The organism is Bacillus sp. FSL M7-0791 (assembly GCF_038627085.1).
Taxonomy (GTDB): Bacteria; Bacillota; Bacilli; order Bacillales; family Bacillaceae; genus Bacillus; species Bacillus safensis.
Window position 1 is genome coordinate 226,916 of sequence record NZ_CP152022.1, and the last position, 15,383, is coordinate 242,298.

At 43.8% G+C, this 15,383-nt stretch carries 12 protein-coding genes and 1 pseudogene; 6 read left to right on the forward strand and 7 right to left on the reverse strand.

Annotated elements, in window-relative coordinates:
- Positions 1-330 precede the first annotated feature (330 nt).
- Positions 331-1,949, forward strand: a pseudogene (locus tag MHI08_RS01290) (APC family permease).
- 35 nt (positions 1,950-1,984) lie between these two features.
- On the opposite strand, the gene MHI08_RS01295 reads toward MHI08_RS01290, so the two are convergent.
- Positions 1,985-2,185, reverse strand: a complete 201-nt coding sequence (locus tag MHI08_RS01295) for a hypothetical protein (RefSeq protein WP_024424410.1) — start codon at positions 2,183-2,185, stop codon at positions 1,985-1,987.
- Positions 2,186-2,370: 185 nt separating this feature from the next.
- Between MHI08_RS01295 and MHI08_RS01300 the strand changes: the two genes are divergently transcribed.
- The 5 genes from MHI08_RS01300 (at position 2,371) to arr (ending at position 7,636) form a co-directional block, all read left to right on the forward strand.
- Positions 2,371-3,207, forward strand: a complete 837-nt coding sequence (locus MHI08_RS01300; RefSeq protein ID WP_056764926.1) for a PRD domain-containing protein — start codon at positions 2,371-2,373, stop codon at positions 3,205-3,207.
- Between the two features lie 235 nt (positions 3,208-3,442).
- Complete coding sequence (locus MHI08_RS01305; RefSeq protein ID WP_056764929.1) at positions 3,443-5,302, forward strand: beta-glucoside-specific PTS transporter subunit IIABC; 1,860 nt, start codon at positions 3,443-3,445, stop codon at positions 5,300-5,302.
- Positions 5,303-5,321: 19 nt separating this feature from the next.
- Entirely contained in the window at positions 5,322-6,743 is a 1,422-nt protein-coding gene (locus tag MHI08_RS01310) for a glycoside hydrolase family 1 protein (RefSeq protein ID WP_098677753.1), read from the forward strand.
- A 152-nt stretch (positions 6,744-6,895) separates the two neighbouring features.
- Positions 6,896-7,108 carry a hypothetical protein gene (locus MHI08_RS01315; protein ID WP_024427440.1) on the forward strand — a complete coding sequence of 71 codons (213 nt, stop codon included), beginning with the start codon at positions 6,896-6,898 and terminating at the stop codon, positions 7,106-7,108.
- Between the two features lie 111 nt (positions 7,109-7,219).
- On the forward strand, positions 7,220-7,636 hold the full coding sequence (gene arr, locus MHI08_RS01320) for an NAD(+)--rifampin ADP-ribosyltransferase (protein ID WP_024424404.1): 417 nt from the start codon (positions 7,220-7,222) through the stop codon (positions 7,634-7,636).
- 57 nt (positions 7,637-7,693) lie between these two features.
- Here arr and MHI08_RS01325 read toward each other — a convergent pair whose 3' ends face one another.
- The 6 genes from MHI08_RS01325 to MHI08_RS01350 are packed head-to-tail and all read right to left on the reverse strand — an operon-like array spanning position 7,694 to position 15,244.
- Positions 7,694-9,613 carry a PTS sugar transporter subunit IIA gene (locus MHI08_RS01325; RefSeq protein WP_342499911.1) on the reverse strand — a complete coding sequence of 640 codons (1,920 nt, stop codon included), beginning with the start codon at positions 9,611-9,613 and terminating at the stop codon, positions 7,694-7,696.
- Positions 9,610-10,494: an ROK family protein gene (locus tag MHI08_RS01330; RefSeq protein WP_342499912.1), complete on the reverse strand. Its 885-nt coding sequence runs from the start codon at positions 10,492-10,494 to the stop codon at positions 9,610-9,612. The genes MHI08_RS01325 and MHI08_RS01330 overlap by 4 nt, the downstream gene beginning before the upstream one ends.
- A 56-nt stretch (positions 10,495-10,550) precedes the next feature.
- On the reverse strand, positions 10,551-13,214 hold the full coding sequence (gene mngB, locus MHI08_RS01335) for a mannosylglycerate hydrolase (RefSeq protein ID WP_342499913.1): 2,664 nt from the start codon (positions 13,212-13,214) through the stop codon (positions 10,551-10,553).
- A 28-nt stretch (positions 13,215-13,242) separates the two neighbouring features.
- On the reverse strand, positions 13,243-14,361 hold the full coding sequence (locus tag MHI08_RS01340) for a PTS fructose transporter subunit IIC (RefSeq protein WP_024424401.1): 1,119 nt from the start codon (positions 14,359-14,361) through the stop codon (positions 13,243-13,245).
- 35 nt (positions 14,362-14,396) lie between these two features.
- Positions 14,397-14,726: a fructose PTS transporter subunit IIB gene (locus tag MHI08_RS01345; RefSeq protein WP_024424400.1), complete on the reverse strand. Its 330-nt coding sequence runs from the start codon at positions 14,724-14,726 to the stop codon at positions 14,397-14,399.
- A complete protein-coding gene (locus tag MHI08_RS01350) occupies positions 14,723-15,244 on the reverse strand; it encodes a PTS sugar transporter subunit IIA (protein WP_226340863.1) in 522 nt (173 codons plus the stop codon). Before MHI08_RS01350 ends, MHI08_RS01345 begins: the two co-directional genes overlap by 4 nt.
- Positions 15,245-15,383: the final 139 nt, after the last annotated feature.

The window sequence follows — 15,383 nt, forward strand, 5'->3', positions numbered from 1 at the left end:
CTATCCTTTTTTTCTATACATGACGGGGGTTAGAAGATAGAGGAAGTCATTTCCTCTATCTTTTTTGTTTTGTTTTTTTCAAAATAAGGGTAAAGGTAGTTATTCAGTCTAATAGATTGAACAGGTGAAAAAGCGCTTTCTTTTGAAATAAGCATGTTCGACTATTTCAGAAAATGAAGAATTGAGAGATAATATAACAGGTGAAAAAATGAACAAAGGTAAAGGTTCATTAGAAGAAATATTTGCCAGTAAAATGAAAAGTGAGCTGCTTTGAAAGAAAGGCGCTTGCTCGACACATGCTCTGTATTTTAATCGAAAGGTGTTATGAACATGAATCATTTGCATCGTAGGATGGGAACTTTCGCTTTAATGATGGTAGGTCTTGGCTCAATCATTGGTTCAGGATGGCTCTTCGGTGCTTGGCGTGCAGCTCAAATCGCCGGTCCTGCTGCTATTTTATCCTGGTTGATTGGGATGGTTGTGATTTTATTTATCGCTTTGTCTTATAGTGAACTCGGATCGATGTTTCCTGAGGCAGGCGGAATGGTCAAATATACGCAATATTCACACGGATCTTTTATTGGGTTTATTGCAGCTTGGGCGAACTGGATCGCCATTGTCTCCGTGATACCAGTTGAGGCGGTTGCTTCCGTCCAGTACATGAGCTCTTGGCCTTGGGAGTGGGCAAAGTGGACATCTCATTTGGTCACCAAAGGGGTATTGACGACAGAAGGTCTTATGGTTGCCAGTGTACTTCTTGTGATTTACTTTCTGCTTAATTATTGGACAGTTGGGTTATTTTCAAAAGCAAATACATTCATTACCGTGTTTAAAATTGTCATTCCAGGATTAACAATTGGTGCGCTCTTATTCGTAGGTTTTCATAGTGAGAATTTTACTTCTGGAACAAGTATTGCCCCTAACGGCTGGGCGAGTGTGCTGACAGCTGTTGCGACATCTGGGATTGTGTTTGCCTTCAATGGCTTCCAAAGCCCGATTAATATGGCCGGTGAGGCAAAAAATCCAGGCCGGTCGATTCCAATTGCCATTGTCGGATCGATTTTCATTGCAACTGTGATTTATGTCCTTTTACAAGTCGCCTTTATCGGTGCTGTTGATCCATCTATGATTGTGAACGGATGGGGTCATTTGAATTTCAACTCGCCATTTGCGGACCTTGCCATTGCGCTTGGGATTAACTGGCTTGTTCTGATTTTATATGCGGATGCGTTTGTGTCACCTTCTGGTACAGGAATTACGTATACCGCAACGACGTCTCGTATGATTTATGGAATGGAAAAAAACAAATACATGCCAAGTGTGCTTGCCGTCTGCACCCTATTTACGGCGTGCCTCGTCCAGCAATGTTTTTTAACTTAGCCGTATCGTTTATCTTTCTGTTTTTATTTAGAGGCTGGGGTGTACTTGCAGAAATTATCTCTGTCGCTACACTCATTTCTTATTTGACTGGACCAGTGACCGTCATGACGCTGAGAAAGACAGGGACAGATTTATATCGTCCGCTTCGAATAAAAGGACTCAGCATCATTGCTCCTCTCGGTTTTGTCTTTGCCTCATTGACGCTGTATTGGGCAAGATGGCCGTTAACAGGTCAGGTGCTGTTCATTATTCTCATCGGTCTACCTATCTATTTTTACTATCAAGCAAAAGCGAAGTGGAAAGGCTTCGGCCGCAACTTTAAGGCGGGTGCTTGGATGGTGGTGTACCTGCTTGTCATGATGACGATTTCCTGCCTTGGCAGTGACAAATTCGGCGGTTATAACATCATTCATTATGGCTGGGACATGGCACTGATTACAGTGGTAGCTCTGCTATTTTATATGTGGGCACTCAAAAGTGGATATGAAACTGAGTTTTTAGAGGATGCGAAAAAAATCAATGATGAGCTGCGTGCTTCTCAGAAAGAAGCTGCAGCAACCAAAGAATAAAGAAACGGCTGCCTGAACACTCGGGGCAGCCGTTTTTATTTGGATGAAAGGTGCATCACATGCCGTTTCAGCCAAGTGGTGACGCCGCGCAAAACGGCTGCTGTGACAAGTGAAATGAGCACATATCTCCAAAGCTGGCCTAAGCCTTGTCCACTCAGCCAGAACACGATGCCTAAAATGATGAGGGTGAACATGAGCAAGAATAAAAATGATGCAGACCAGAAAAAAGCTTTCACAGAAGGTCACCTCCTCAGGAGTATTGTATGCAGGCTGATGCACGATCAGACCAGCAATGAAGAGGTTGACTATTGATGAGAACTATTGCTAAAGTCAGATAAAAATATCAAGTGATTTGACAATTGTGTTAAGATGAGAGCATATTTTGAGTAAAGTTGTTGGTCATAGACGGAGGTGTTTGGAAATGCAGATTCAAAAGGTTCTAAACAATAATGTCATTAGTGTCATAGATGAACATGGAAAAGAAATCGTTGTCATGGGCAGAGGCATCGCTTTCCAGCGACGTCCCGGGGACCCGGTGGACGAAGCGTTGATTGATAAAGTCTTCCGCCTGGAGGATCATTCCGTTCACGAGCGGATGAAAATGCTGCTTCAAGAGGTTCCGTATGATGTGGTCAAGGTGACCGAGGAAATGATCCAATATGCACATACAAAGCTGAACCGAAGATTAAACGAAAGTCTGCATGTATCGCTGGCAGACCATATTCATTACGCCATCGAACGGCTGAAGAAAAATCATCTGATTGAGAATTCGCTTATTTGGGAGATTAAACGCTTATACAAAGATGAATTTCTTGTGGCAAAGGACTGTCTTGAGATGATTGAAGAGCGTCTTCATATTGAATTGCCGGAGGATGAAGCAGGCTTTATTGCGATGCATATCATTAACGCAGAGCTCAATGAGGATATGAATACGACGGTCAATATCACAAAGGAAGTCAATGCCATTCTCACCATTGTGAAATATCATCTCAACATGGAATTTGATGAAGACTCGCTTAACTTTTACCGTTTTCTCACGCATTTGCGCTTTTTCGTCCAGCGTCTGATTAACGAAACACTGCTTGTCAGCGAAGATCAGGACTTATATCAGCTGATCAAAGTGAAATATCCGAAAGCATACGATTGCGCAAAGAAAATCGCAGAATATGTCTATCAAACCTATCACCGGGATCTCACATCAGAGGAGATGCTGTATCTATCCATTCATTTGAATCGACTGATCAAACGAGAAAAATAAAGATAGATTTTAAAAGAAAGCGTTGACATGAGAAAAGGTGAGTGGTACTATTTGCTCATAAACATAAAAGAATACGGTTTCACAATGATCGTCTTAGAGGATTGTGACTGTTCGGCAGGCAAAACCTAAACGTTCACTGAAAAAGCGCAACAGCAAGCTGCGACTATTTTTGGTGCCCGTTTAGGTTTTTATTTTGCCCAAAAACGTATTTTTTTGAAAAAAAGGGGGTTTTTGCATGAGTTATCGTCAATTAGCAGAAGACATTATTAAACACATTGGTACAGAGAAAAACGTCCATTCATTGGTGCATTGCGCCACAAGGCTTCGTTTCACCTTAAATGACAGATCAAAAGCAGATAAAGCGGCCATTGAAAAATTAAATGGCGTCGTTACTGTTATGGAAAGCGGCGGCCAATTTCAAGTGGTCATTGGCAATACCGTACCAGAGGTTTATCGAGAAATTGGAGAGTTTACGAATCTATTAGAGGATTCCGCTGCTTCATCTGCAAAATCAGGTGAAGAGAGCACAAGCCTTTTCGGGAAATTCGTCGACATTGTATCGGGGATTTTCACACCACTTCTCGGTGTCATGGCGGGTGCAGGTATTTTAAAAGGTCTATTAGGCATCTGTATCAACGCGAAATGGTTATCTCCTGAAGATACATCGTATCAAATTTTATTTGCTGCGTCAGACAGCTTGTTCTACTTCTTGCCATTATTGCTCGCATTCACTTCTGCTAGGAAGTTTAAAGCGAATCCGTTTGTCGCTGTGACGATAGCAGGTGCACTGATTTACCCAACCATTCAAGAATTGTCAAAAGGCGGCGGAGATGTGACATTCTTCGGGATTCCAGTCGTCTTAATGTCTTATACATCTACGGTCATCCCAATCATTTTGGCAGTGTTTGTCATGGGATATATCGAACGTTTCTTTAACAAAGTTATTCATGAAAGTGTCAAAAACTTTATTACTCCACTGATTTTGCTTGTCACGGTTGTTCCGCTGACACTCATCGTATTCGGACCATTTGGTGTGTATGCAGGGAATGGCATTGCAGCTGTTTTGCTGAAAGTATTCTCCTTTAGTCCTACACTTGCAGGTGCTTTAATTGCGATGGCTTGGCAGATTCTTGTCATCTTCGGTATCCACTGGGGACTTGTGCCAGTGATTTTAAATAATATCGCAGTCCATGGGAAAGATCATATCAAGCCGGCCACTGCGCCAGCTGTATTTTCACAAGCCGGTGCTTCCATCGGTGTTATGCTGAAAACAAAGAATAAAAAACTGAAATCACTGGCTGGATCAACAGCAGTTTCTGCTGTGTTTGGGATCACAGAGCCAGCTGTATACGGGGTCACACTTCGTTTGAAAAAACCATTTATTGCAGCCGTTATCTCTGCTGGGGTCGGCGGTGCGATTATCGGTTATTCACAAAGTATTGCAATTGCGTCAGGCCTTCCAAGTTTACTGACACTGCCGATTTTCTACGGTCAAGGATTTACAGGGTTCATCATCGGTATCTCGGTCTCGTTTGTCCTTTCGATCATCTTAACTTATTTGATTGGATTTAAAGATCCAGTAGATGAAGATGAAACGCCAGCAGCCGCTTCTGCACCGGTAATTGAAAACGAACATGGGGTCAAAGCAGCTCATGTGAAAAGTCCTTTAAAGGGCGAGGTCATCAAGCTGGAGGAAGTGCAGGATAAAGCATTCTCATCTGGTGCATTAGGAAAGGGCGCAGCCATCATTCCATCAGAAGGAAAGCTGTTTGCACCAGTATCAGGAGTTGTGACAACGGTGTTCCCAACTGGACATGCGTATGGTCTAACCTCAGAAAGCGGAGCAGAGGTACTCATTCACATCGGATTGGATACCGTACAATTAGGCGGAAAGCATTTTACCCCGAAGGTTGTTCAGGGGCAAACTATCACAGAAGGCGAACTGCTTGCTGAGTTTGACATAGAAGCCATCCAAGCTTCAGGCCTGTCAGTCACAACACCCGTTATTATTACCAATTCAGGTGAGTTTAGCGATATCATTGAAACAGAAGAGAAACAAATCACACCAGGCCAATCATTTTTACATCTAGTTTAATCAAAAGGAGGAAGAAATCATGAGATATTCAACACTAGCATCATTTCCAAAAGACTTTTTCTGGGGCGGATCTACTTCCGCCTATCAGGTAGAGGGTGCGTGGAACGAGGATGGCAAGGGGCCTTCTGTCATTGACATGAGAGCAAGTTATCCTGAAGGGACAACGGATTTTAAAGTGGCAAGCGATCACTATCACCGTTATAAAGAGGATGTGAAGATGTTTGCGGAAATGGGCTTGAAGGCTTATCGCTTTTCCATTGCGTGGACACGGATCATTCCAGATGGAGATGGGGAGATCAATCAAAAGGGGATTGAATTCTATCATTCACTCATCGATGAATTGCGCCGCTATGGCATTGAACCAATCGTGACAATGTATCATTTTGATCTGCCTCATGCGCTTCAAGTAAAGGGCGGGTGGTCTAACCGCGGGACAGTGGATGCGTTTGAACGCTATGCAGAGGTGCTATTCAAGGAGTATGGTCAGAAGGTAAACTATTGGCTGACCATTAATGAACAAAACATGATGATCTTACATGGATCAGCGCTAGGTACACTTGATCCAAATTTAGAAAATCCGAAAAAAGAACTGTATCAGCAGAATCATCATATGCTTGTTGCACAGGCAAAAGCCATGACGCTTTGTCATCAAATGCTGCCTGAAGCGAAAATTGGACCAGCGCCAAACATTGCGCTCATTTATCCGGCTTCTCCAAAGCCTGAAGATGTGCTTGCTGCGGCGAATTACAATGCGATCCGCAACTGGCTTTATCTTGATATGGCGGTGTTCGGGCGTTATAACAACCTGGCTTGGGCGTACATGAAAGAAAAAGGCATTCTTCCTGTCATCGAAGAGGGAGATATGGATATTTTGAAAAGCGCGAAGCCAGACTTCATTGCCTTTAACTACTACACCTCACAAACGGTTGAAGCGAGTAAAGGAGATGGCAACGACGAATTTGCACGCGGCGGAGATCAGCATTTGAAATCAGGTGAAGATGGCGTCTACAAAGGCGGCAACAACCCATTCTTAAGTAAAAATGCGTTTGGCTGGGAGATTGACCCTGTCGGCTTCCGTTCAACGATGCGGGAGATTTATGACCGCTATCAGCTGCCACTTATTATCACGGAAAACGGATTGGGTGCATTCGACAAGTTAGAAGAAGATGGATCAATTCAGGATGATTATCGAATTGATTATCTAGAAAAACATATCGAGCAAATCAAATGGGCGATCACAGACGGCGTCGAGGTATTCGGATACTGCCCGTGGTCAGCCATCGACTTAATCAGTACACACCAAGGATGCTCCAAGCGCTACGGGTTCATCTACGTCAATCGTGACGAATTTGACCTAAAAGACCTTAAAAGAATTCGCAAAAAGAGCTCTTATTGGTATGAAACCTTGATTCAGCAAAATGGAGACAACATCGGGAAATAACGATAAAAAAGCCAATCACCTTATGCGGGTGGCTGGCTTTTTTTGTTCATTTTATTGGAAAGATCATATTGTTCGAGTTGTTCTAACATGATAGTCTGATGATATATTGTAAAAATTGGATAAAAATCCATTATCAGAAAGGGGTTGTTTATATGATGACGATTTTTTTTATGTTCTTCACATTGTTTTTGATTTTTTATGGTTTGAATTATATAGGACAGAAATTAATTGCGAAGGAATATCCAATGAACCATGGATTGATTGTGACGCTGTCAGCCGTGGAAGGTATTCTTGTTTTCGTCATTGTTGGTGTGAATGCGAAATTTCCGTTTTTATTTACAGTACTTATGTCTGTTCACATCTAACTCTCTACTATTATTATACCCCGAATTTAATGAAATTTATAGACTGTTTCTCGCCCATATCTAGCCGTATACTGTTATACGCAAGTCAAAAACGATGAGGGGTGTGGCTGTATGAATGACAAGCAAAAGGTGTTAGATCCCGGGCCATTTTTTCATGGGACCAAAGCGGAATTGAAGATTGGAGATCTGCTTGAACCGCTGCATTTATCCAATTATCAGGATAAAAAATCGAACCATATTTATTTCACCGGAACACTAAACGCGGCCAAATGGGGTGCTGAATTAGCTAGGTCTGATGCGAAAGAAAGAATTTATATTGTAGAACCGTTAGGCGAGTTTGAAAATGATCCAAATGTGACTGATAAAAGATTTCCCGGCAACCCAACACGTTCTTATCGATCGAAATCTCCGTTGAAAATAGTCGCAGAATTAGGTTCTTGGGAAAGACATTCCGATGAAGAAATCAATCATATGCTGAGCTCCTTAAAAAAATTAAGTGAAGAAGGAAAAAATGTCATCTACGATTAATGATATATATCTAAATAAAAAGGTCGCCTCATGAATTGGGCGGCCTTTTGTTTGATCTTATTGAAACAACGCATCCATCAGCTCATCAAACGTGTTGGCTTGCTTGAGGGCGCGAATGCGGTCTGGATTGTCTAGTAAATCGACGGCCTGTTCAAAGAATTGGTTCATGCAGGCAGCGTCATCCTTATGAATCGCTAATAAAAAGACAAGTGATACTTGGTCTCCCTGCCAGTCAATCGGCTGTATTAAGTGTGCGATGGCTACAGAGGAGGTGCCTTCATTTGTGATGAGCGGGTGCGGCATTGCAATGCCTCTGCCAAGATAGGTAGACGACATTTGCTCCCGCTCAAGCACCGAGGGCCGAAAAGAAGACGATACTAGCTGATGCGCCTCTAAATGGCTGCATAATATATCTAATACCTCATCCTTGCTGCTTAGATCAGCATTCATGAAAGTCAATCGCTCTTGAAAAAACGCCATCAGCTCTTTTGAGGGTGCCCCGTGTCCATTTAATAAATGAATGACTTCATTTACACGCTGTATATCATGATGTTCAAAAAAGGCGCTGACCTGAATGACTGGTTTCCCCTTTGATGTGAGAGGCACGGTTGTGATGATGACGTCACACGGCAAAGAGGAGCTCATGAGATAATCCTGATAGGAATAGAGCTCAACAATGTCAAGCTCGTGCTGAAAGGCTGCCTTCAATTTAATTTCAAGCAGTCTGGCCGTCCCTAGTCCAGACCCGCACACGATAATCGCTTTCTTTTTTTGCGATGTGTCGAGCTGACTTCTTTCAAATGAAGCAGCGATATGCAGGGCAACATATGCCGCTTCATCTTCATTTGGCGTCCGCACCAGCTGTAAGGCATTCAGCCCGCTGACAGCCAAATCAAACGGGTATGGATAGGACGTTTTGATCTCATGCAAAAGCGGATTTTGTAATGATACGCCATATTGGATGCGATTTAATAACGGTTTCATATGAAGCATCAAGTCTTGCTGTAGGATGCTGTCATCAGCAAAACGATGACCGCTTATTTTTTCAAGGTGCTGTAAAAAGACTGTAACCGCCTGCTGAACTTCCACTGTCGTCTGATGCTGGGCGGCTTCTTTCCACGTTTGATTCGCCAATAGATGCATGACTAAGTAATCTGTTTCATCCTCTGATAAGGTCACACAAAAAGTGTCACTCACCTGCTGTATGATTTTTTGTGCAATTCTCATTAAAACGGGTGATCTTTGTGTACGGGCAGTACTAGCGGATATCCGCTGGTTTTTTCGTGTTTGCTGAATCGCAATGGCTAAGTGAATGACTAAATTTTTTAAGGCAATATCTTTAATGAGCAATGACTCTTGATGCAGGTTCGTCAACACAATAGATCGAATGGTTTCAAGAGAAATATCAGGAAAATGGAGCTGCTCCCGCTCGGTGATATGAGAGAGTGCAGGCTCTTCCTCAAGAAGTAAGTCTGCATAGCACGTTCTTTTTTGCAGCTCATCTCCTTCAATCTTTAAGCCAAATCCAGGCTTTGATACAAGGGTCATGCCATAACGGGCTAACAGCTCTCGTCCTTTTTTTAAATCGCTGCTGACCGTCATGCGGCTGATAAACAGTTCTTCAGCCAGCTGGTCAATTTTTAAGTAATCTGATTGAAGCAGCAGCTTTCTCATCATAAATCGTACACGCTCTTCTGGCATGACGGGGACAAGGGAGCGGGCAGGAAGTTTTTGTTGATGAAGCCAAAGTAAGAAAGCGTCTTGGTCACTCGTTAAAAGAGTATATCCCTTCCCGCGAATCGTTTTAATCATGGCCCCAGTTTCCTTTAAATACTCATTTGCTTCCTTGATTAAATTGCGGATAGAGCGGTCAGATAAGCGAAAAGAGGCAGTGAGCTCCTCCAGCTTCACGAACCCCTTCGTTTCAAATAGCCGCTGAATCAGCTGATAGGTTCGAGGATCTGCCGTCATCATCATTGCGCGGCTCCTTGCGCCTGTAAGGCATCAGTTCCAAGAGCGATGGCGCCCATTAAACCAGATAGTCCATCAAAGGATGGTTTTGTGATAATTTCATGTAAAGGCTTTGGCAGCTGCAAATAGCCGTGAAGCCGTTTGTCTGTTTCATCAAGAATAAGCGGCAGCATAGTCGGCTGTTTCATCACGCCTCCACCTAGAATGATGCGTTCTGGTGAAAGGGTGAGCAGCAGGTTAGCAGTCATTTGCCCGAGATAGTAAGCATGAAGTGACCAGGCTGGATGATCCTCTGGCAGCATTTGTGCCAGTGTATGATAGCGTCCTTCTATGGCAGGACCAGATGCCAGTCCCTCTAAACAGTCATGATGTATAGGGCAGCAGCCTCCGTAAGTGTCATGAGGATGCCGCTGAACAGTGATATGACCCATTTCTGGATGCAGCAATCCGTGAATCAGGCGATGTTCAATATAGGCACCGCCGCCTATTCCAGTCCCAACAGTAATATAGACCAAGGAGGCAGGCTTTTCTGCTTCAGTTGAAAAACGGGCTTCTCCGAGTGCTGCACAGTTCACATCGGTATCAAGCTTCATCGGGATCCCGAGGGCTTGTTTTAAGGTAGAGAGGAAAGGGAATTGGCGCCAGGCTGTTTTTGGTGTGTCTAAAATCGTCCCATAGCTTAGGCTTTGCTCTTTCACATCGACAGGCCCGAATGCCCCAATTCCAATGGCATCGACACGATGCTTTGTAAAGTAATCGATCACTTGCCGGCATGTTTCAACTGGATTCCCTGTTGCAAAGGAAGTCATGTGTTCAATCGTTCCGTCTGTTGTTCCGTAACCGCAGACAAATTTCGTTCCGCCTGCTTCAATGCCTCCAATTCGCATGATCAATGCCCTCCATTAAAGAGGGGCGGAATCCAATGGATCCCGCCCCTACATGTTCATTTTTTCTTTACAATGTAGGTTTGTACCTGACAAGGTGTAAGCGGTTCAATGTGTAATGATCCATGTTGTGCTTTGAGTATATGTCCTTCAGGTGTTTCTCCTAAATTCGCTGTTTCTCCGTGTTGTAGAGATGAACTATTGATTGAAGCGGCTGTTTGACGCGTTAAATATGGATTGAAGAGACGAATGACAATGCCTGTTCCATGCTCTTCTTTTTTCAGAGCGCTTAGAATGGCTCCATCTGTCTCGATGTCAAGCAGGCTATAAGTAGATTGTAAGTCTTCTTTTTCATCTCGGAAAGAGAAAATTAAACGACCGTTTAAAAAGTCTGCCCGCTCGTAGCATTGAACAGGGGTGGTGTACCGTTTGGCAAGCTGTGCTAAGTGTCCCTCGCTGACTGCGTCCTTGCTATAGTGCATTCCAAATGAGAATGACAGTGCACCTTGCAGCTGAGCGTCAGGTGTATCAACAATTTTTTCCCCAGATGCGCGTCCTGGACGGTAAAGAAGGTTTTCTTTCCCCATTTTTCCGAAGCAGCGGAAGAGCGTATATGCAATCGTTGTATAGCCTTCTCCTGTGATCTGATATTCTCTCACGCAGTCGGTCAACAGAGCGGCACCATATGTTTCATCACGAAGTGCGACAAATGATTGCATCGGTTCAATGGTGATCGGTTTTTCTTCCCAATGTTCATTGTTCCACCATTCTAGCTCTTGCGTCAGCTCTGTTGGGCGTTCGATTGTACCAAACTGTTGATCGCTCAGTGATACGTTTGATGCGATGCCTGTATCAAAAAGAACGCGCAGGCGATGATCTAACGCATGGTTGTCCACATCTACATGAAAACGGATGACAGCATCGTCTTTGTTTAATGCTACCTTCGCTGTGATCGGAAGTGAAGTCGCAGCCAATTGCTTAGAGCGCTCCTCTAGGTCGTAAGGGACAGTGAGCTGAAGCTTGATGGTCAGCTCTTGCTGCAGGCCGCTTTTAGCCACTGAGATGTCTGCTGATGAAAGATCCTTGGATGACACATACAGGTCCTCACGAGGGGGTGAATAGTTGTAGGAATCCCCATCATCTCCGTTGTCTTCAAAGATCATTTGCTCAGAGAATGTCCGGCCAGTTTGTTTATCTGTGATGTCCAGTGATCCGTTGTCATTTGCCGCAATGCGGTAATACATATTTTCAATCACGCGTCCTTCAGTTTGTTCCCATGCCGATTCGCTTGATTCATCGAAGACCATGCTGACCTGTGTATAACCAACTGACGGTAAGTCGAGGGCTTCAATCAGCAGCACAGCTTTCCATACTTGCTTTGGCATGTACACTTCTTTACTTGGGTTAAGAGAAATTTGCTGTGCCAGCACATAATCTGTGACATCGGTTTTGCTTTTCACTGTGTACTGAAGCGTTCTTCCATTAGCATCCTTTAACGTAAATGGACGTTCCGTGATAAAGGTTTCGACTTCAATGACTTCAGAACGCTTTGAAGGCAGGGTATTGAACACGGTGAATGTGATTTCTTGCTCTGTTTGCAGTCGAATAGCGATGAGACGCATGTGCAAGTCCACAAGATTCTCAGCGATTTCCTTTGCCTGTTTGTAGCGGAAGAAGACGTCTTGATTTGTCGTGTCGCTATTACAGCCGCCAATGCTGTCATGTGCTGCATTTTCAAACATGAGGTACCAAATATCTCGAACCGTATCATGCGGATAGTCGTGTCCGAGAGAATAGCTGATCGTTAGGATGGGCTCCATCACATTCACGAGATAGTTTTCAATTTGATTGTTTAAGATTTTTAAATCCGCTCGTGTTGAAAAAATAGATTTATGAATCCGCATATGCTTCGCATGAATGAGCTCTCCGTGTAATGTCTCAAAAGATGTCCGCTCTTTTTTCACGGCTGCAATATAATCTTCTAAACTGCTGATTTCATAGTGATGCTCGTCAAGTTCATTGGCCTTTTCTAATAAATCAGGCAGGTTTTTGCGAATCGGTGCTTGGTCAAAACCATTCGGGAAATAGACATTCTTTGTGGTTGCCTTTGCTTGCAGCGCACCGATTTTTTCAGATAAAAAGGCTTGTAAGTCATCATCCTTCTCAGGGATATTACCACCGTAGTAGTAGCCAAATGGCAGATTCACAGCAAAGACTTCACTGCCGTCAGCACCGCGCCAATTGAATTCAGTATGGTTCGTCATATGGTCAGAAACGCCGCGCCAAAATGCTGTATCGACAATACCGAAGCCGCGATAAATTTGAGGCATTTGTGCGGATTGACCGAAGGAGTCAGGGACATAGCCGACTTTCATCACGTGGCCGAACTGCTGACAGCGTTCAATCCCATATTGCAGGTTCCGCACAATCGATTCACCTGAAATGACGAGCTGGTCGGTTTGGGTATACCATGGGCCGATGATGAGACGTTTCGCTGTGACAAGCTTTTTGATTCGATTCTCATCCTCTGGCCGCCATTTCAGATAATCATCTAATAAGGAAGCCTGGGCATCGAGCATGAAGTAATGGAACCTTTCATCTGTTTCAAGGGTATCTAAGATGTCCATTACGCTTTTCATTAAGTAAATACGGGAGCGGGAGGTGGTGAAATACCATTCCCGGTCCCAGTGAGTATGTGGAATCACATGTACATTGACAGTCATTGATCAACGACACCTTTCTTCGTTCAAATTATCCTTCTAGCACAAGGTCAAAATCGTCTTCTTCTTTCTGCTTCTGATCATGTTCCGGCGTTTTTGGCTCTTTTTTCTCAGAGAAATTCACAAGCAGGTTGGCGCCAATACCGATGACGAGTGCGCCAGTTAGAGCTCCAATTAAATAAGCCCACCAGTTTCCGACTGAGAAGAAGCCGTATAGCCCGCCAATTGGCGGCATGATGTCATGAACTCCTAATAATGCAGCGACCCCGCTTCCAACAGCACATGCGACAACATTGAGCGGAATCAATTTCAAAGGATTGACGAGGGTAAAAGGGATCGCCCCTTCCGTAATACCGATAATGCCCATGACAAGGCCGCCACGTCCGGCTTCTCTAAAGGTTGGGGAGAAGTTGCGTTTTCGAATCAATGTCGCAAGCCCGTATCCAAGCGGTGGAATGACAATCGCAATATTGACGAGAATGGCAGGGAGGTAGACACCTGATAGAAAGAGGGCGTTACCAGCCATCCACGCTGATTTATTCACCGGTCCGCCAAGATCGAAGCCAATCATCGCACCTAAAATGAGAGCGAGTGCGAGTGTGCTTGTTCCATCAGCGACCATACCTTTGATCCATTCAATTAATGCCGTGTTCAAAGCGCCTAATGGGCCGCCCAGAAGAACTGACATAAGAAGTCCGGTTAAGCCAACGGTAATAAGCGGCAGGATGAGCAGAGGGACGAGCCCAGCTGCAGAGCCTTGAATTTGAATTTTTCTTTTTACAAAAAGAGCAACATATCCTGCGAAGAAGCCTGCAATGACGGCACCTATAAATCCGGCATTTGTTGAGCTGGCGAGAGCACCGCCGATAAAACCGGCTGCAAGACCTGATTTATCCGCAATGGAATAGGCGATAAATCCAGCGAGCAGAACGTTCATTAAGCCAATGCCTGTCCAGCCGACCTGCTCCATTAAATAGGCACCGTGCAGTATGCCGCCAGCATCCTTATAGGTGTTTAAATCTGAAACACCAAACCCTAACCCGACCAGTTTTGCTAAACCAACGATAAGTGAAGCACCGATGATTACAGGAAGAATATAAGAAATACCGGTCATGAGATGGCCTTCAATGACTTTTAATTTTGCTTTCATTTTCTTTGCTCCTTTCTATATGGCATTGCTCATGTTTATTGAGATTCAGACTTTTTCTTTTCAACAAGTGCTACAGCTTTAGTGATAATTTGCTCGGCATTTTTTAGGGCACGTCCGATTTCGACACGTACAGTGGGAATGCCTGAGAAGCGTTCCGCATCGTTGATATGCTGATTTGAGGCAATGATGCAGAGGTCTGCCTGCTGTGCTTCCTCTGCTGTAATGCCGTTCACCTGTCCCATAATCCCCTGCTGTTCGATTTTGATCTCGTGTCCGAGCTGTTTACCTGCATTTTCTAACGCTTTGGCTGCCATTGGAGTATGAGCTAACCCTGCTGGACATGAAGTGACACCGACAATTTTCATTGTGTAATCCCCTCTTTCAATTGTTGTTCAATGACTTCGTAATAGTAATCAGCTGTTTGACCTGGTTGAATCTTCTCGATAAAAGCAGGTTCCATTAGACTGGTCGCAATACCTGACAGTAATTTCAGATGTGTGACATTTGCTTCTTCTAATGGAACGAGCAGTGTAAATAAATAGCTTGTGGGCAAATCATCGAAGCTTCCCCATTCAATGGGTTGTTCAAGTTCTAAAAAAAGAAGTGAAGCCGTTTGTACAGCGGAGCTTTTTGTATGTGGAATGGCGAAGCCTTGCTGAAGTCCTGTTGAGACTTCGTCTTCGCGTGTCAACAAATCTGCTAATAGCCCCGCCTGATTGTTTGTAATCTGAAGGTCTTCAGCTTTCTCGGAAATGTATTGTAAAATCTCATTCTTTGATCGTCCGTTTACTTGTGTGAAAACATGATCTTTTTGGAACAAGCTGATCCCTTCTCTCTTGTTTGTTAAGCGCTTACAAGTTGATTGTAATGTACTTTTCAGCATGGTTAAATAGCATCATTTTCCGTTTGAAATGGCAAAAAGTTTATGAAGCTATCCGTCTTGCTGACTGAATATCTCAAATCCTAGCTTAAAACGAGTTTAATTATGTAAAAAACAGATTCTACTATATGTATTTCTGTGA

Coding starts and splice junctions, on each gene's coding strand:
- MHI08_RS01305 (WP_056764929.1), top strand. CDS start 3,443: ATGAGTTATCGTCAATTAGCAGAAGACATTATTAAACACATTGGTACA.
- MHI08_RS01340 (WP_024424401.1), bottom strand. CDS start 14,361: ATGAAAGCAAAATTAAAAGTCATTGAAGGCCATCTCATGACCGGTATT.
- arr (WP_024424404.1), top strand. CDS start 7,220: ATGAATGACAAGCAAAAGGTGTTAGATCCCGGGCCATTTTTTCATGGG.
- MHI08_RS01330 (WP_342499912.1), bottom strand. CDS start 10,494: ATGCGAATTGGAGGCATTGAAGCAGGCGGAACGAAATTTGTCTGCGGT.
- MHI08_RS01315 (WP_024427440.1), top strand. CDS start 6,896: ATGATGACGATTTTTTTTATGTTCTTCACATTGTTTTTGATTTTTTAT.
- mngB (WP_342499913.1), bottom strand. CDS start 13,214: ATGACTGTCAATGTACATGTGATTCCACATACTCACTGGGACCGGGAA.
- MHI08_RS01300 (WP_056764926.1), top strand. CDS start 2,371: ATGCAGATTCAAAAGGTTCTAAACAATAATGTCATTAGTGTCATAGAT.
- MHI08_RS01345 (WP_024424400.1), bottom strand. CDS start 14,726: ATGAAAATTGTCGGTGTCACTTCATGTCCAGCAGGGTTAGCTCATACT.
- MHI08_RS01325 (WP_342499911.1), bottom strand. CDS start 9,613: ATGATGATGACGGCAGATCCTCGAACCTATCAGCTGATTCAGCGGCTA.
- MHI08_RS01310 (WP_098677753.1), top strand. CDS start 5,322: ATGAGATATTCAACACTAGCATCATTTCCAAAAGACTTTTTCTGGGGC.
- MHI08_RS01350 (WP_226340863.1), bottom strand. CDS start 15,244: ATGCTGAAAAGTACATTACAATCAACTTGTAAGCGCTTAACAAACAAG.